Source organism: Streptomyces sp. NBC_00597 (assembly GCF_041431095.1).
Classification (GTDB): domain Bacteria; phylum Actinomycetota; class Actinomycetes; order Streptomycetales; family Streptomycetaceae; genus Streptomyces.
In genome coordinates this window covers 6500841-6517903 of sequence record NZ_CP107757.1, presented here as the reverse complement: position 1 = coordinate 6517903, position 17063 = coordinate 6500841, and the positions used below count along the sequence as shown (strand labels likewise).

At 72.7% G+C, this 17063-nt stretch carries 12 protein-coding genes; 2 read left to right on the top strand and 10 right to left on the bottom strand.

Features of this window, described 5'->3' with window-relative positions; genetic code table 11:
* Positions 1-41: 41 nt before the first annotated feature.
* The 10 genes from OG974_RS29835 to OG974_RS29790 form a co-directional block, all read right to left on the bottom strand.
* Positions 42-614 carry a GNAT family N-acetyltransferase gene (locus tag OG974_RS29835; protein WP_327278835.1) on the bottom strand — a complete coding sequence of 191 codons (573 nt, stop codon included), beginning with the start codon at positions 612-614 and terminating at the stop codon, positions 42-44.
* Positions 615-725: 111 nt separating this feature from the next.
* Entirely contained in the window at positions 726-1571 is an 846-nt protein-coding gene (locus OG974_RS29830) for a GNAT family N-acetyltransferase (protein WP_327278834.1), read from the bottom strand.
* A 168-nt stretch (positions 1572-1739) separates the two neighbouring features.
* Complete coding sequence (gene ispG / locus OG974_RS29825) at positions 1740-2897, bottom strand: flavodoxin-dependent (E)-4-hydroxy-3-methylbut-2-enyl-diphosphate synthase (protein ID WP_371644982.1); 1158 nt, start codon at positions 2895-2897, stop codon at positions 1740-1742.
* Between the two features lie 174 nt (positions 2898-3071).
* The gene (locus tag OG974_RS29820; RefSeq protein ID WP_327278832.1) at positions 3072-4373 is read right to left on the bottom strand and encodes a site-2 protease family protein; all 1302 of its coding nucleotides are present in this window, start codon (positions 4371-4373) and stop codon (positions 3072-3074) included.
* Complete coding sequence (gene dxr, locus OG974_RS29815; RefSeq protein ID WP_371644980.1) at positions 4370-5623, bottom strand: 1-deoxy-D-xylulose-5-phosphate reductoisomerase; 1254 nt, start codon at positions 5621-5623, stop codon at positions 4370-4372. Before dxr ends, OG974_RS29820 begins: the two co-directional genes overlap by 4 nt.
* 21 nt (positions 5624-5644) lie before the next feature.
* Complete coding sequence (locus OG974_RS29810; protein WP_371644978.1) at positions 5645-6976, bottom strand: hypothetical protein; 1332 nt, start codon at positions 6974-6976, stop codon at positions 5645-5647.
* A gap of 71 nt (positions 6977-7047) precedes the next feature.
* Positions 7048-8991, bottom strand: coding sequence for an acyl-CoA dehydrogenase family protein (locus OG974_RS29805; RefSeq protein WP_327278829.1), 1944 nt, complete (start codon positions 8989-8991; stop codon positions 7048-7050).
* Between the two features lie 153 nt (positions 8992-9144).
* Entirely contained in the window at positions 9145-10590 is a 1446-nt protein-coding gene (locus OG974_RS29800) for an aldehyde dehydrogenase family protein (RefSeq protein WP_371644976.1), read from the bottom strand.
* A 136-nt stretch (positions 10591-10726) separates the two neighbouring features.
* The gene (locus tag OG974_RS29795) at positions 10727-12307 is read right to left on the bottom strand and encodes a PucR family transcriptional regulator (protein ID WP_327278827.1); all 1581 of its coding nucleotides are present in this window, start codon (positions 12305-12307) and stop codon (positions 10727-10729) included.
* 124 nt (positions 12308-12431) lie between these two features.
* Positions 12432-14543 (bottom strand): ATP-binding protein, encoded by a 2112-nt coding sequence (locus OG974_RS29790; protein WP_327278826.1) that lies wholly within the window; start codon positions 14541-14543, stop codon positions 12432-12434.
* A gap of 246 nt (positions 14544-14789) precedes the next feature.
* On the opposite strand from OG974_RS29790, the gene gabT reads away from it, so the two are divergent.
* Together gabT and OG974_RS29780 are read left to right on the top strand one after the other, a co-directional pair.
* Positions 14790-16136 carry a 4-aminobutyrate--2-oxoglutarate transaminase gene (gene gabT, locus OG974_RS29785; protein WP_327278825.1) on the top strand — a complete coding sequence of 449 codons (1347 nt, stop codon included), beginning with the start codon at positions 14790-14792 and terminating at the stop codon, positions 16134-16136.
* A 430-nt stretch (positions 16137-16566) separates the two neighbouring features.
* Positions 16567-17061, top strand: coding sequence for a phosphatase PAP2 family protein (locus tag OG974_RS29780; protein WP_327278824.1), 495 nt, complete (start codon positions 16567-16569; stop codon positions 17059-17061).
* The last annotated feature ends 2 nt before the right edge of the window (positions 17062-17063 follow it).

The following is a 17063-nucleotide window of genomic DNA, read 5'->3' as shown; positions in this document are numbered from 1 at the left end:
TCGGGAGGCTACCGGGGGCACCCGGTCGCCCGGAAACCGTTTCAGGGCCGGCGCAGCGGCAGCGGGGCCCCCATCACGGCGTACGGGAGGCTCGCGCTCGGGAAGTGCACCTGGCGGGCCAGGTCCGTGTAGCCGAGGGCCCGGTAGAGCCCGCGGGCCGGGCTCTCGGTGTCGATGGCCGAGAGGATCGAGCGGGGCTCCTCGGCGGTGTCGGTGAGCCGGGTGATGAGGGTGCGGCCGACGCCGCGACCCTGGAAGCCGGGGTGGACGTGCAGCTCGGTGATCACGAAGGAACCGTCGAGCCAGCCGTCGTGGCCCGAGGCCCGCAGGTACGGCTCGACGACCGAGGACCACCAGTACGCGCGGTCGTTGGGCATCCCGTACACGAATCCGGCGAGGGCCCCGTCGTCGGTGAACGCGCCGAGCGCGCGGGCTCCGCGGCAGGTCATGTGGCGCTGCACGATGTAGCGCCGGATGCCGACCTCCTCCTCGCTGAGGCCGAAGGCCACGGCCTGCACGCGCAGGGCCTCGTCCACGCGGTCGGCGAGGTCGAGGGGACCGATGCGGAGTCCGGCGGGCCGGGCGGGGCCGTCGCCCTCGGGGGTAGGCAGCATGCCGCGACCTTACTGGGCGGGCCCCCTCCCCGTCCGTACGGCCCCCGTCCCTGCCCGGGACCGGCCATGGCGGTGGTACCTCCCGCCCGGGTGCCGACGGACGCGCTCCGTTCAGAAGAGCACGCTCGTGAACGCGCCGACCTCGCGGAAGCCGACCCGCTTGTAGGCCGCCCGCGCCGCGGTGTTGAAGTCGTTGACGTACAGGCTGACCACGGGCGACACGTCGCGCAGCGCGAAGTCTACGACGGCGGCCATCCCGGTCTCGGAGTGCCCGCGGCCGCGGAACTCGGGGTCGACCCACACGCCCTGGATCTGGCAGGCCCGCGGGGTCGCGGCGCCGATCTCCGCCTTGAAGACGACCTTGCCGTCCTCGATGCGGGCGAAGGAGCGGCCGGTGCCGACCAGCTCGGCGACGCGGGCCTGGTAGAGCAGCCCGCCGTCGCCCGCCATCGGCGAGATGCCGACCTCCTCGGTGAACATGGCCACGCAGGCGGGCATGATCAGGTCCATCTCGTCCTTGCGGATCCGGCGGACGAGCGGGTCTGGGCGCACCTCGGCGGACGACTGCTCGGTGACCATGAGCGGCTGGTGGGAGCGGACGTCGCGGGCGGGTCCCCAGCTGGGCTCCAGCAGCCGCCACAGCAGCCGGGTGGCGTCGGCGGGGCCGACGATGGAGGAGCAGCGGCGGCCGGTGCGGCGGGCCCGGTCGGCGAAGGCGCGGACGGCGTCGGAGTCAGCGCAGACGGGGACCAGGTTGGCGCCCGCGTAGCAAAGGGAACGCAGGTGGCCGTCGGTGTAGTAGCCCCACATCTCGCCGCCCAGGCGCCACGGGTCGAGTCCGGCGACCTGGACCCGTGAGGTGACGAAGGCGTTCTCGACCGGCTCGCGTCCAAGGACTTCGAGGGCGGCGTCGAGATCACTGGGCTCAAGGACCCGGGTGGTGGTCTGCGTCAACACTGGGGCCTCACCGTGCAAGTCTGCTGATCTCCGAACTGTACCCGCCGTCACCGGAGGATGCCTGGTCCCACGGGTCACGAAAAAGCCCCGGCCCCGCCCGCGAGCTGCGGGAACGGGGCCGGGGCCGGTGTCTGCGGGGCGCCGGGGCGCCCGGGGTGCGCGGGGTGCTCAGACGCCGATGGCGACGGTGGGCTCGCCGGACATCACGCCGTCCTTCTCCATCTGCTCGGCGATCTTCATCGCCTCTTCGATGAGGGTTTCCACGATCTTCGACTCGGGGACGGTCTTGATGACCTCGCCCTTCACGAAGATCTGGCCCTTGCCGTTGCCGGAGGCGACGCCGAGGTCGGCCTCGCGGGCCTCGCCCGGGCCGTTCACGACGCAGCCCATGACCGCGACGCGCAGCGGGACCTCCATGCCCGTGAGGCCCGCCGTGACCTCCTCGGCCAGCTTGTAGACGTCCACCTGGGCGCGGCCGCAGGACGGGCAGGAGACGATCTCCAGGCGGCGGGGCTTGAGGTTCAGCGACTCCAGGATCTGGAGGCCGACCTTGACCTCCTCGACCGGCGGGGCCGAGAGGGAGACGCGGATGGTGTCGCCGATGCCCTCGGAGAGCAGCGCGCCGAACGCGACGGCGGACTTGATGGTGCCCTGGAAGGCGGGGCCGGCCTCGGTGACACCGAGGTGCAGCGGGTACGTGCACTGGGCGGCGAGCTGGCGGTAGGCGTTGACCATGACCACCGGGTCGTTGTGCTTGACCGAGATCTTGATGTCGCCGAAGCCGTGCTCCTCGAAGAGGGAGGCCTCCCACAGCGCGGACTCGACGAGCGCCTCGGGGGTGGCCTTGCCGTACTTCTTGAGCAGCCGGGCGTCGAGGGAGCCCGCGTTGACGCCGATGCGGATCGGAGTGCGCGCGTCGTTGGCGGCCTTCGCGATCTCCTTGACCTTGTCGTCGAACTGCTTGATGTTGCCCGGGTTCACGCGGACGGCGGCGCAGCCGGCGTCGATGGCGGCGAACACGTACTTGGGCTGGAAGTGGATGTCGGCGATGACCGGGATCTGCGACTTCTTCGCGATGACGGCGAGGGCGTCGGCGTCGTCCTGGGTCGGGCAGGCGACGCGGACGATCTCGCAGCCGGAGGCGGTCAGCTCGGCGATCTGCTGGAGCGTGGCGCCGATGTCGGAGGTACGGGTGGTGGTCATGGACTGCACCGACACGGGTGCGTCGCCACCGACGGCCACCGAGCCGACCTGGATCTTGCGGCTGACCCTGCGGTCGGCAAGCTTCGTCGGCACGGCCGGCATTCCGAGAGAGATGGCAGTCATCTGCTGTGCAACCCCAAGGTGTGGATCAAGGTCCCGAGATCGGCGGGCTCCAGGTTTCGAGATTACGCCAACCACGGGGCGGCCCACGCATCCGAGGGGCCGGAACACCCGAACGTAGGGAGCCGGGCACGAAGCGTGCCCGGCTCCCTACGTTTTTGCGCACATGCGGACGTACTAGGTGATCTTGATCGGGTTCACCACGTCGGCCACGAGTACGAGCAGCGTGAAGCAGACGAACACACCGGCCACCACGTACGCGGCGGGCATCAGCTTCGCCACGTCGAACGGGCCGGGGTCGGGGCGCCGGAAGACGCGCGCCAGATTGCGCCGGACCGACTCCCACAGGGCGCCCGCGATGTGCCCGCCGTCGAGCGGGAGCAGCGGGAGCATGTTGAACAGGAACAGCGAGAGGTTGAAGAACCCGACGAGCTGGAGGAAGAACACCAGCCGCTGCTCGGCCGGGATGTCCAGGGTGGCGATCTCGCCGCTGATCCGGGCCGCGCCGACGATGCCCATCGGGGAGTCGGGCTCGCGCTCGGCTCCGCTGAAGGCCGCGTTCCACAGGGCCGGGATCTTGGCGGGGAGCTTGAGCAGCCCCTCGACGCTGTTGTCGACGACCTCGCCCATGTGGTCCACGGACTGGCCGAAGGTCAGCGGGGCGATCTCGTTCCTGGGGCTGAAGCCGAGCCAGCCGGCCGTCACGTACTCGCCCTTGACGTACCCGCCGTGGCCGTCGGTCTTGGCGACCTTGTTCTCGATCAGTTTGACGGGGAGCGTCTGCTGCTGCCCGGCACGGACGACCGTGACCGTGGCGGGGCCGACGGTGTCGCGGATCTGCTTCTGCAGGGCGGCCCAGTCGGCGATCTTGCGGCCGTTGAACGCTACGATCCGGTCGCCCTCCTGGAGGCCGGCGGCCTTGGCCGGGGCGACCGGGTCGCCGGCCTTGCAGACCTCGCGCTTCTCGCTCTGCTGGATGACGCACGGCGAGACGGTGGCGACCTGCGTGGTCGTCTGGTTGATGCCGAAGCTCATCCAGACGCTGAAGAAGACCGCCAGGGCCAGCACCAGGTTCATGAACGGGCCGGCGAACATCACGATCACGCGCTTCCACGGCCTGCGCGTGTAGAACAGCCGCGTCTCGTCGCCGGGCTGGAGCTCCTCGTACGCCGCCGAGCGCGCGTCCTCGATCATCGATCGGAACGGCGAGGTCGACCGGGCGGTCACCTTGCCGTCCTCGCCGGGCGGGAACATCCCGATCATGCGGATGTAGCCGCCCATCGGGATGGCCTTGATGCCGTACTCGGTGTCCCCCTTGTGCCGCGACCAGATGGTCGGGCCGAAGCCGACCATGTACTGGGGCACGCGGATCCCGAAGAGCTTGGCCGTGGAGAGGTGGCCGAGCTCGTGCCAGGCGATCGAGACGAGCAGCCCGAATACGAAGATGAGTATTCCGAGCACCGTCATGAGTGCTGTCATGCGCGCGCCTCCACGGCGGCCCGGGCCGCCATCTCCTGTGCCCGGGCCCTGGCCCAGGTCTCCGCTTCGAGGACGTCCGCGACGGTCAGCAAAGTTCCCGCGTCCGGCGTTCCGTGCTCATCGACCACGGCAGAGACCGTATCCATGATTGCTGTGAACGGCAGCCGACCGGCCAGGAACGCCTCGACGCACTCCTCGTTCGCCGCATTGAACACGGCGGGGGCGGTGGAGCCCACCGTGCCCACGTGCCGGGCCAGTCCCACCGACGGGAAGGCCTCGGTGTCCAGGGGGAAGAACTCCCAGGTCGACGCCTTGCTCCAGTCGAAGGCGGGCGCCGCGTCGGGGACGCGCTCGGGCCAGCCGAGGCCGATCGCGATCGGTCCGCGCATGTCCGGCGGGGTGGCCTGGGCGAGCGTGGAGCCGTCGGAAAACTCCACCATCGAGTGGACGTACGACTGCGGATGGACCACGACCTCGATGCGGTCGAAGGGGATGTCGTACAGCAGGTGCGCCTCGATGACCTCCAGCCCCTTGTTGACCAGGGTCGCCGAGTTGATGGTGATCACCGGGCCCATCGCCCAGGTGGGGTGCGCGAGGGCGTCCTTGACGGTGACTCCGGCCAGCTCGGCGCGGGTGCGGCCGCGGAAGGGCCCGCCGGAGGCGGTGACCACGAGCTTGCGGACATCGGCGCGGGTGCCTGCGGCGAGCGCCTGGAAGAGGGCCGCGTGCTCGGAGTCGACCGGGATGATCTGGCCGGGCTTCGCGAGGGCCTTGACCAGCGGGCCGCCGACGATCAGCGACTCCTTGTTGGCCAGGGCGAGGGTCCGGCCGGCCCGCAGTGCGGCGAGGGTGGGCGCGAGGCCGATGGACCCGGTGATGCCGTTGAGGACGGTGTGGCACTCCGAGGCGGCGAGCTCGGTCGCCGCGTCGGGCCCGGCCAGGATCTCGGGCAGCGGCTCGGAGGCGCCGTACTGGGCGTTCAACGCCTCCTTCAGGGCCGGTACGACGTCCTCGCGGGCGACGGCCACGGTGTTGACCCGCAACTGCCGGGCCTGCTCGGCCAGCAGCCCGACGCGCCCGCCGGCGGCGGAGAGCGCGGTCACCCGGAACCGGTCCGGGTTGCGCAGGGCGAGGTCGATGGCCTGGGTCCCGATGGACCCGGTGGACCCGAGGATGACGATGTCCCGCCGGCCGGCCGCGGGGTCGAAGAGGAGGTGCGGATCGGCGAGGGGGGCTGGGCGGTCGCTCATGCCCCCCATTGTTGCCGCAACTCAGACACGGTTGGACACGGAGTCCCCTTGAACGACGCCGGCGAGCAGTTCGGGCAGCGTCCCGGCGAAGTCGGGCAGTGCGGTGGCGGCTCGCCACCAGGCTTCGGCGTCACCGGCGAGGGCCGCGGCGAAGAGCCGGTCGGCCTCGGCCCGTGCGGCCAGCACCGCCTCGGGCCGGTCGTGGCGGTCGGGGTGGTCCACCTCGCCCAGCCAGTGGCCCTCGTCCAGGGCCCATGCGGCGGGGGCCTTGTACCGGATCACGTCGGCGCCGGCCAGGACGCCGCCGTCGAGGCAGGCACGGACCCACCGGACGTCCTCGCGCAGATCGCCCATGGCGTTGGGCACCCCGAGGCTCGCGAGGGCCAGCTCGCGGTTCACGCTGTCGTCGGGCTCCCGCGCGGCTCCGGGGGCTAGGGCGTCCACGGCCGCGGCGAGCCCCGGTATCGGCCCCGGCGGCTGTGCGGGCGGCGCCGCCCCGGCGGCCACCGCGGCCGCCAGCTCGGGCAGGGTGCCGGTGAACCCGGGGGCGTGGCGCATCAGCTCCGCCCACAGCCGGGGGTCGTCGCCGAGCGCCGGGCGCAGCACCCGCAGCAGGGCGGAGCGCATTCCGGCCCGCTCGGCCAGGTTCCAGCCGAGGCTGCCGGCGGCGTGGGCCTGCCCGAGGAGCAGGGTCCGGTGGGCCGGGGCGACGGCCGTGGCGAGCTCGTCGAAGGTCAGGGAGCCGCTGCGGACGGCGCGGACCGCCGGCCGGTGCCACCCGCGGCCGTACGAGGCCTGCGCGCGGGTGTCGAGCAGTGCGAGCCGGGCATGCCGGTCCAGGTCGGCGACCAGCAGCAGGGCCTCCACGGAGCCGGGCGGCAGCGGGGCGCGGGCGTGCTCGCGCAGCAGGGTCCGCGGATCGGGGTCGTACGGGAGGGCCAGCACGTCGAGCGGTATCCGCGGGCGGCGGCTGCCGTGCAGGCGCAGCAGCCGGACGAGTTCCTCCCCGCTCAGCGGCGTTCCGTCGAGCGGACGGCCGAGCTCGGCGGCCAAGGTGGCCAGCAGCTCGGGCGAGGGTCCGGGGCGGGCCGCGTACCGGGCGGGGCCGGGCAGCCCCGGCAGGGGGCGGCCGAGCACGTGCGGGCTGCGGGCGATGGTGCGGCGGTCCTCGTCGGTGCCCTCGCGCAGCAACAGCGTGACGGCGGAGGCCGGCAGGTACTCGTCCCGGCACAGGTACCGGCGGGTGGGCGCGTCGAGGCGCCGCAGGACGTGGGAGGCGACGGCGTCCGGTGCGTGGCGCAGCAGGAGCGCCACGCACCAGGCGAGCCGTCGGCTCTCCCTGTCCACGTTCACATGCATCCGCTTCCCCGGGTTCCCTGTCGCCAGTGTCGTACGCCTGACGGGCACCCGGCGATGATCGCAGGTCAGCGGATGGGGCGGTGCACGTTCTTCCGGGTGGACGGGCCGGGGGTGGCGTCCGCGATCCAGGGGCCGTCGCCGGAGGGGTCGAGCACGCCCTCCTCAAGCCAGGTGTAGGTGCCGGAGAGCACGCCGGCGACGACCTTGCCGTCCAGGTCGTCGGTGTTGGACCAGAGCCGGCCGAAGAGCTCCTCGACGCGGATGCGGGACTGCCGGCAGAACGCGTCGGCCAGCTGGTAGGCCTCCCGGCCGTGGTCGCCGGAGGCGCGCATGTGCTCGGCGCGCACGCAGGCCGCGCTCATCGCGAACAGCTCGGCACCGATGTCGACGATCCGGCCGAGGAAGCCCTGCTTGGTCTCCATCCGGCCCTGCCAGCGGGACATGGCGTAGAAGGTGGACCGGGCGAGTTTGCGGGCGCAGCGCTCGACGTAGCGCAGGTGGCCCGAGAGGTCGGTGTGGCCGCCCGGGTGGAACGCGCGGTACGTGCCGGGCACGTGGCCGGGGCCGGTGGCGAGCTTGGGCAGCCAGCGGGCGTAGAAGCCGGCGGCGCGGGCTCCGGCCTTCGCCTTGTCGCCGAGGGCCTTCTCGGGGTCGATGAGGTCGCCGGCGACCGACAGGTGGGCGTCGACGGCCTCGCGGGCGATCAGCAGGTGCATGATCTCGGTGGAGCCCTCGAAGATCCGGTTGATGCGCAGGTCGCGCAGCATCTGCTCGGCGGGGACGGCGCGCTCGCCGCGGGCGGCGAGGGACTCGGCGGTCTCGAAGCCGCGGCCGCCGCGGATCTGGACGAGCTCGTCGGCCATCAGGCAGGCCATCTCGCTGCCGTAGAGCTTGGCGAGGGCGGCCTCGATGCGGATGTCGTTGCGGTCCTCGTCGGCCATCTGGGAGGCGAGGTCGACGACCGCTTCGAGGGCGAAGGTCGTGGCGGCGATGAAGGAGATCTTGGCGCCGACGGCCTCGTGCCGGGCGACCGGGCGGCCCCACTGCTCGCGGACGCCGGACCATTCGCGGGCGATCTTCAGGCACCACTTCCCGGCGCCGACGCACATGGCGGGCAGGGACAGCCGGCCGGTGTTCAGGGTGGTCAACGCGATCTTGAGGCCGGCGCCCTCGGCGCCGATGCGCTGCGATGCCGGGACCCTGACCTGGTGGAAGCGGGTGACGCCGTTCTCCAGGCCGCGCAGGCCCATGAAGGCGTTGCGGTGCTCGACGGTGATCCCGGGCGAGTCCGCCTCGACGACGAAGGCGGTGATCCCGCCGCGGTGGTTCTCCGACTTCGGCACCCGGGCCATCACCACCAGCAGGTCCGCGACGACCCCGTTGGTGGTCCAGAGCTTCACCCCGTCGAGGACGTAGGCGTCCTCGCCGTCGGGGACCGCGGTGGTGGCGAGGCGCGCCGGGTCGGAGCCGACGTCCGGTTCGGTGAGCAGGAAGGCGCTGATCGCGGTGGTCGCGCAGCGCGGCAGGAAGGTCTCCTTCTGCTCCTGCGTGCCGAACATCTTCAGCGGCTGCGGGACTCCGATGGACTGGTGCGCGGAGAGCAGGGCCCCGATGGCGGGGCTGACCGACCCGACGAGGGCCAGCGCCTTGTTGTAGTACACCTGGGTGAGGCCCAGGCCCCCGTACTTGGGGTCGATCTTCATGCCGAGGGCGCCGAGCTCCTTGAGCCCGCGCACGGTCTCGTCGGGGATCCGCGCTTCGCGCTCGATCCGCGCACCGTCGATCTCGGTCTCGCAGAACGCCCGGAGCCGGGCCAAGAACGCCTCGCCGCGCCGGACGTCCTCGTCCGCCGGCATCGGGTGCGGGTGGATCAGGTCGAGCCGGAAGTGCCCCAGGAACAGTTCCTTGGCGAAGCTGGGCTTGCGCCAGTCCTGTTCCCGGGCCGCTTCCGCGACCTGCCGTGCCTCGCGCTCGGTCACCTTGGGCTGTACGGGCTGTGTTGCGGACATGAGGGGGCTCACCTCGCCGCCGGAGTCGGTGGTACCGGCCTACTGGCCGGTGCTACCTGTGAGTCGTACCCAATCCGTGCCCGCGGGAAAAGGGGGACGGCCGGAGCCCCCGCACAGTGGGCTCCGGCCGTCGGCTTTTTGGCCGTACGAAAATCAGATGTCGAGGCCGGTCAGGACCAGGACTCGCTCGTACGTGTAGTCGTCCATCGCATAGCGGACACCCTCACGGCCCACACCCGACTGCTTGACGCCGCCGTACGGCATCTGGTCGGCGCGGTAGGACGGCGCGTCGCCGACGATCACACCGCCGACCTCAAGCTCGCGGTGGGCGCGGAACGCGGTCTGGATGTTCCGGGTGAAGACGCCGGTCTGCAGGCCGAACTTCGAGTCGTTGACGGCGGCGAAGGCCTCGTCGGTGTTCTCGACCTTGAGCAGGGTGAGGACCGGTCCGAAGACCTCCTCGACGGCGAGGGTGGAGTCGGCGGGCAGGTCCGCGAGGACGGTCGGCTCGTACGAGGCACCCTCGCGCTTGCCGCCGGTCAGCAGCTTCGCTCCGGCCGAGACGGCCTCGTCGACCCAGGACTCGACCCGCTTGGCGGCGTCCTCGGAGACGAGGGGGCCGACGTCGGTGGCGGAGTCGGACGGGTCGCCGGTGACCTGGGCCTGGACCTTCGCGACGACCTTCTCGACGAGGCGGTCGTAGACGGAGGCGTCGGCGATCACGCGCTGCACGGAGATGCAGGACTGGCCGGCCTGGTAGTTCGAGAAGGTCGCGATACGGGTCGCGGCCCAGTCGAGGTCGGCCTCGGAGGACCAGTCGTCCAGGACCACGGCGGCGGCGTTGCCGCCGAGCTCCAGGGTGCAGTGCTTGTGGGGCACCGACTGCTGGATGGCGTAGCCGACCTTGTCGGAGCCGGTGAAGGAGATGACGGGCAGGCGCTCGTCCTTCACCAGGGCCGGCATCTTGTCGTTGGCGACCGGCAGGACCGACCAGGAACCGGCCGGGAGGTCGGTCTCGGCGAGCAGCTCACCCAGGATCAGGCCGGAGAGCGGGGTGGCCGGGGCCGGCTTCAGGATGATCGGGGCGCCGACGGCGATGGCGGGGGCCACCTTGTGGGCGCACAGGTTCAGCGGGAAGTTGAACGGCGCGATGCCGAGGACCGGGCCCTTGACGAAGCGGCGGGTCAGGGCCAGACGGCCGACGCCACCGGGGTCGGTGTCGAGGCGCTGGGCCTCTCCGCCGTTGAAGCGGCGGGCCTCTTCGGCGGCAAAACGGAACACGGACACCGCACGGCCGACCTCACCGCGGGCCCACTTGATGGGCTTGCCGTTCTCGGCGGAGATCAGCTGGGCGATCTCCTCGGTGCGCTCGGCGAGCCGCTTGGACACGTGGTCGAGGGCGGCGGCGCGAACGTGGGCGGGAGTCGCGGAGAACTCGGCCGTCACGGCGTACGCCGCGGCCACGGCCTCTTCGACCTGGGCGTCGGTGGGCACGCTGACGGTGCCTACCAGTCGGCCGTCCCACGGGGAGTGGACGTCGAAGCTGTCCTCGCCGGTGGCCTGGCGGCCGGCGAGCCAGAAGGCGTGGGTGGAAGTCATGCGAATCCCGGCCCTTCGGATGTGTGCGGGTCCTTGTCCCCTCCACCGTAGGACTCCGGCCCGGATTCGGCGTTTATCCGGGTTGGAGTGTGCGAGGCCGGCCCCGCGCCGCTTTGTCACTGTCGCGGCCGCGGGGCTATGCCGCGGGCGGGCTGACCTTCAGGGCGAGCCACAGCTCCATGCGGACGTCCGGGTCGTCCAGGGAGCGGCCCAGGATCTCCTCCACCCTGCGCATCCGGTAGCGCAGCGTGTGCCGGTGAACCCCCAGGTCGGCCGCCGCCGCGTCCCACTGCCCGTGCCGCGACAGCCACGCCTGCAGGGAGGCCACCAGATCGCCGCGACCCTTCTCGTCGTGCTCGCGCAGCGCCCGCAGCGTGCCGTCCGCGAAGGCCCGCACCGCGTCGTCCGCCAGCAGCGGGAGCACCGACCCCGCCGCCAGGTCCTCGTGCTCCACCATCGGCCGGCCCCGCCGCCGGGCCACCGCCAGCGCCTGGTCGGCCTGCTTGAACGCCGCCGCCACCGCCGAAGCCGCCGCCGGAGCGGACAGGCCGACCACCAGCTCGTCCGGCTCCGGACCCGTCGCATCCCGCCCGCGCCGCGACTCCAGCAGCTCCGCGTGGTCCGCGCAGGCCTGTACCGCCGCACCTCCGTCGGCAGCCAGCACCACCAGCCGGCCGGGCTCCGGCACCACCAGCAGCGCCTCCCCGGCCCGGGCGGCCGCCGACTCCACGGCGTCGGCCAGCAGTGCCAGCCCCTCCGGCTGCGCGGTCCCCGACAGCGCCGGCTCCGCCACGATCAGCCGGAACGGCGCCTCCAGCAGTGCCCCGTACAGGTCACCGGCCACCGCCCGGGCGTGCTCGGCCTCCCCGTCCAGCAGCATCCGCAGCACCGCCGCGCCCAGCCGGGACTCTGCGTCGTGCAGCGACCTCGACCGCTCCGTGGTCAGGGTCAGCAGTGCCACCGCCGAGTGCACGGCGTACCGTTCGGCGGTGCCCAGCGGGGCCCCCGTGCCGACGGCCAGCGCACCGCGGGCCCGCCGGCCCGTCCCCAGCGACTGGAGCTCGACGCGGTCCTCCGACCCGCCCACCACCGCGCTCGCCGGCGCCGGCCGCTCCCGCAGCCGCTCCACGTCCGGGGTCAGCCGGGCGGCCCGCCGCGCGGCCCATTCGGGGGCGGCCGCGACCACCGCGCCCGAGGTGTCGTACAGGGCCGCCCAGCCGTGTACGTGCGCCGCCAGCTTCGCCAGCAGCTCGGCCGGCCCGTCGGCGGACAGCGCGGCCCGGGTCAGCTCCCGCTGCGCCTCGAAGCCGGCGGTCACCGCGCGGTACTGGTCTGCGGCGAGCGCCGCGGAGACGGCCTTGCTGATCGCGAGGAACGGGGTCCGGCGCGGCACCTCCAGCAGGGGAAGGTCCTCGGCCCGGGCGGCGTCGACGAGCGCCTGCGGGACGGCCTCGTAGTTCACGCCGACCGCGAACCCGATGCCGACGACACCGGCCGCGTCGAGGCGGCGGACGTACCGGCGCATCTCCTGCGGGTCCTCGGCGTCCACCTTCATCGCGGTGATCAGGAGCAGTTCCCCACCCTCCATATAGGGGACGGGGTCGGCGAGCTCGCTGACGTGGGCCCAGCGCACGGGGGTGTCGAGGCGGCCCTCCCCCGCCCGGACGCTGAGTTTGAGCGCCGAGTGCTGGACGAGCGAGGCGAGGGTGAGCGGCATCGGGTACCAGGAGCCTTAAAGGAAGGGAGGGGAGGGACGCGGCAAAAGAGGAAACGACGCGGCCGGAATTTCGCCTTGTCGTATGAACGGCTCCCCTCGATTCTGCCACCTCGTACGGGTCGGCTCAGCCCGTCGCGGCCAGCCGGACCAGCAGCGGAGCCGCCCGCTCGCCACGGACGGAGGTCAGCGAGAGGACCGCGTGGCCCGGCGGCACGGCGTGCGCCAGCTCCGAGGCCGACCACCTCTCCCGCTCCACCTGCCGTACGGTCACCGCGTCCGTGGTGACGGCCTTGCCGGTGACGAGCTTGCGGAAGGCGTGGATGGCCCGGGTGAGCGGCTGGTCGGCGAAGACGGTCCGGTGGGTGACGTCCCGCGTCTCCACCCACTCGGTGCCCCAGGCCTCGGCGAAGCGCTTGCCGTCCCAGGTGGTGACCCCGGAGAAGGCCATCCGGCAGCCGACCGCCCCCAGCAGCGGGGTGCGCAGCGCCTCCGGTACGTCGTCCAGCGTGCGCAGCGTCAGCAGGACGCCCGCGTTCGCCGAGCGCAGCCGTTGCAGGCCCCGCACCGTCTGCTGGGTCAGGGTGTGCGAGGCGTCGTCGAAGGCGAGGAACGCGAACAGCGACTGGTCGGCGCGCGCCGCGGCGGAGGCGTTGAACTGCGCGAGCAGCAGCCGGGCCAGGATGCGGGAGGCGTCGGCGTGTCCGCGCTCGGGCAGGTCGATGCGGACGCGCAGCGGATGCTCCAACGCCCGCAGCGAAAAGGGCCGCCCCTGCCCGGTGGTGTCGAAGAAGCCGGCGAACGCGGGCCGGTCGAGCAGGGCGACCCGGTCGGCGAGCGCCGGCCCCGGGTCGCCTGCGCTGCCGTACTGCCGCATCCGGGCGTCGAGTTCGCGGAGCATCACCTGCTGCCCGGCGTCTTCGAGTGCGGTGCGCAGCTCGCCGAGGGCCTCGGGCACCTGGTCGAGCAGTTCGCGCAGCTCGGGCACGGCGGGGAAGCGTCCGTACGCCGTCCGGAACGGGCCGAGCAGCTGGGCGAGGGCGGTCGCCGCCCGGCGCACCTCCAGGCCGGGGACGTCGCCGACGAAGGCCTCGGCGAGCAGGGTGGCCGCCTCGTCGGCGTCGGTGGTGCCGCCGTACAGGTCGAGGTCGTAGACGGAGTCGGGGTCGCCGACGCGGACCACGACGTCGTACGCGTCGTCCGGCCCGAGCCGGCTCCCGGCCGAGGCGACGGCGATGACGGCGGCCTGTCCGGCCAGCGCCTGGAGGGCGAGCGATTCGACGACGGGCCGGACCAGCTGCCGGGTCTTGCCCGCGCCGGAGGGGCCGACGGCGAGGAGGGAGGTGCCGAGCACGCCCGGGTCGAGGGCGAGGCGGGTGCCGCGCCGGCCGTACGGGTTGCGCTCGCTGTCCTCGACCGTGCCGAGCAGCACCTGGCGGGCGAGCAGATCGTGCCGCGCGGCCCGGACGGGCAGGTCACGGGCTCCGGAAGGGTGGACGCAGGCGCCCGCGCCCTTGTCGCGCACGGAGTCGGCGAAGGCTGCGGCCCGTGCGGGTTCGGCGCGTACGGACTCCCAGGCGCGCCGGATGCGCGCGTAGTCCACGTCGTTCATCCGCCCGGCCCCGGCTTCGGCCCCGAGCCGGTCGGCCGTCTCCCCGAGCCCGGCCCCGCGCACCTGCGGCCACGTGACGGGGTCGTCGGGGCCGCCTTCCTCGGGGCGGGCCGGAACGGCGGCCTGCACGGCTTGCACGGCTCGGCTGCGGAGCATCCGGCGGGCCAGTTCGGGCCAGCGGCCGAGCCGCCCGAAGCCGACCACCAGCGCGGCGATGACCAGCCCGTACCAGATGTAGGAGGCCACCACGGAGGGCAGCGTCCCGGCCCAGGAGTCGGGCGTGAACATGTAGAGGGGCCAGAGCCAGAAGCCGCCCAGGTAGCCGTTCCACAGCAGGGACCACAGCAGCAGCCCGGCCAGCAGGGCGATCAGCGCACCGCTGATCAGCTGCCGGGTGGGGGTCCGCTCGGGCTCCTCGGCGGCGCGCGGCACGTGCCCGTACGTCCACACGCCGGGCCCGTCGGAGCTGCGCGGGGTGCGCAGCCAGTCGGCGAGGGTCGGGCCGGTACCGGCCGGGGCGTGGGCGGGCTTCGGAGGGAGGCCGGGCGGCGGGCCGGCGGGCCGCGGAACGCGCCCGGCGCGCTGCGGCCGCTTCTCGTCCGTGCCGTACGTGCCGTCGGTGTCCATGAAACCCCTGCCCCCTGCCGTGCCTGCGCTGCGTCGCTCAATGTAGTTGCCCGGAGGCGGCCGCGGGCCCGTACGGGCCCATGCCTCCGCAGCGTCCACAAGACAGCCGGCCCGTCCTTCCTATGGCCGTCACGGACAAGGACACGCGGGGACCACTCCCGAACGGAGCATGCCGTACCCCCTGCCCCGGGCCTAGCCTGCGGACAAAGACACAAGTGCGTCCGAAAACACCCCCAGGAGCCCCCTATGACCGCTGTTCCGCAGGAGCGCAAGATCGTCACCGCGATCCCCGGCCCCAAGTCGCAGGAGCTGCAGGCCCGCCGTCTGCAGACGGTGGCCGGCGGCGTGGGCTCCGTGCTCCCCGTCTTCACGGCCCGCGCGGGCGGCGGCATCATCGAGGACGTCGACGGCAACCGCCTGATCGACTTCGGTTCCGGCATCGCCGTGACCTCCGTCGGCGCCTCCGCCGAGGCCGTCGTGCGCCGCGCCTCCGCGCAGCTCGCGGACTTCACCCACACCTGCTTCATGGTCACGCCGTACGAGGGCTACGTCGAGGTCTGCGAGGCCCTCGCCGAGCTGACCCCCGGTGACCACGCGAAGAAGTCGGCGCTGTTCAACTCCGGTGCCGAGGCCGTCGAGAACGCCGTCAAGATCGCCCGTGCGTACACCAAGCGCCAGGCCGTCGTCGTCTTCGACCACGGCTACCACGGCCGTACGAACCTCACGATGGCCCTGACCGCGAAGAACATGCCGTACAAGAACGGCTTCGGCCCGTTCGCCCCCGAGGTCTACCGCGTCCCGGTCGCCTACGGCTACCGCTGGCCCACCGGCGCCGAGAACTGCGGCCCCGAGGCCGCCGCCCAGGCGATCGACCAGATCACCAAGCAGATCGGCGCCGACAACGTCGCCGCCATCATCATCGAGCCGGTGCTCGGCGAGGGCGGCTTCATCGAGCCGGCCAAGGGCTTCCTCCCGGCGATCGTGAAGTTCGCCAACGAGAACGGCATCGTCTTCGTCGCCGACGAGATCCAGTCCGGCTTCTGCCGCACCGGCCAGTGGTTCGCGTGTGAGGACGAGGGCATCGTCCCGGACCTGATCACCACCGCCAAGGGCATCGCGGGCGGTCTGCCGCTCGCCGCCGTGACGGGTCGCGCCGAGATCATGGACGCCGCGCACGCGGGCGGCCTGGGCGGCACCTACGGCGGCAACCCGGTGGCCTGCGCCGGTGCGCTGGGCTCCATCGAGACCATGAAGGAGCTCGACCTCAACGCCAAGGCGAAGCAGATCGAGTCGCTCATGAAGGCCCGCCTGACGGCCATGCAGGAGAAGTACGACATCATCGGCGACATCCGCGGCCGCGGCGCCATGATTGCGATCGAGCTGGTCAAGGACCCCGCGTCCAAGACCCCGTTCCCGGAGGCGGCCGGCGCGCTCGCCAAGGCCTGCCACGCCGAGGGCCTGCTCGTCCTCACCTGTGGCACCTACGGCAACGTGCTCCGCTTCCTCCCGCCGATCGTCATCGGCGAGGACCTGCTGAACGAGGGCCTGGACCTCATCGAGGCGGCGTTCGCGGCCATCGGTACGGACGTCTGAGCGACTCACCGAACGCAGGAGCCCGCCAGTACCGCCGGTAACGGGCGGGCGCTGTGAAGAAGATGTGGGGGGCCGATGGCAGGAGCGCGTTCCTGCTGTCGGTCCCCTTCCCGCTGCCGTACGGTTTCTGCAGATGAGTGAGACACCCCGCTCCCGGGAAACCGGGGGCGACACCAGTACCGGGCTTCCCCAGCGCCGCACTGGGCCTGCGTTCGCGCACACTCCTCACCGATCGGACGGCCGTTCGCCCCAAACCCCCCGGGGCGCTCGGCAACCCGATCCGGGCGGCCGTCCCGGAACCATCCCCCCTGTTCCGGGACGGCCGGCCATTCTCCTCCTTCTCTCCCTGCTGGGACTGGTCCTGACGACCTGGCAGGTCCTGGCCTCGGGTCCGCTGCTCACACCGGACGAACGCCTCAGCCGCGCACTGGTGCGCACGGTCCCCGACGCCGTCACCGAACGCCTCTCCGACCTCGGCAACGTCCAGGTCGCCGTACCGGTCCTGGTCCTGGCGATGGCGTACTCCGTCCGGCGCTCCCGGTCCTGGGCCCCGGCCGTGACCGCGGGGCTGGCCATGGCGCTGGTCCCGGCCGTGATCGTGCCGCTGAAGGAGTGGACCGCCCGCCCGGGACCCCTGGAGCCCTGGGCCGCCGGCTACTACCCCTCGGGCCACACGGCCACCTCCGCCGTCGCCTACATCGGCGCGGCCCTGTTGATCGGCCCGATCACCCGCCGCCCGTGGCCGATGGCCTCCGCGCTCGCCTTGACGGGTGCCACGGCCGCCGGCTTGATCCTGCGCGGCTGGCACTGGCCCCTGGACGTCCTGGCCAGCTGCTTCCTGTGCACGCCCCTGCTACTGGCCGTCGCGCACGCCGTACGCCGCACCGACGCTCCTGTTGGCGGTCAAGGGCTGCCGAGAACCTGAGG

Coding starts and splice junctions, on each gene's coding strand:
- OG974_RS29795 (WP_327278827.1), bottom strand. CDS start 12,307: ATGCCGCTCACCCTCGCCTCGCTCGTCCAGCACTCGGCGCTCAAACTC.
- OG974_RS29835 (WP_327278835.1), bottom strand. CDS start 614: ATGCTGCCTACCCCCGAGGGCGACGGCCCCGCCCGGCCCGCCGGACTC.
- gabT (WP_327278825.1), top strand. CDS start 14,790: ATGACCGCTGTTCCGCAGGAGCGCAAGATCGTCACCGCGATCCCCGGC.
- OG974_RS29805 (WP_327278829.1), bottom strand. CDS start 8,991: ATGTCCGCAACACAGCCCGTACAGCCCAAGGTGACCGAGCGCGAGGCA.
- ispG (WP_371644982.1), bottom strand. CDS start 2,897: ATGACTGCCATCTCTCTCGGAATGCCGGCCGTGCCGACGAAGCTTGCC.
- OG974_RS29820 (WP_327278832.1), bottom strand. CDS start 4,373: ATGACAGCACTCATGACGGTGCTCGGAATACTCATCTTCGTATTCGGG.
- OG974_RS29800 (WP_371644976.1), bottom strand. CDS start 10,590: ATGACTTCCACCCACGCCTTCTGGCTCGCCGGCCGCCAGGCCACCGGC.
- OG974_RS29790 (WP_327278826.1), bottom strand. CDS start 14,543: ATGGACACCGACGGCACGTACGGCACGGACGAGAAGCGGCCGCAGCGC.
- dxr (WP_371644980.1), bottom strand. CDS start 5,623: ATGAGCGACCGCCCAGCCCCCCTCGCCGATCCGCACCTCCTCTTCGAC.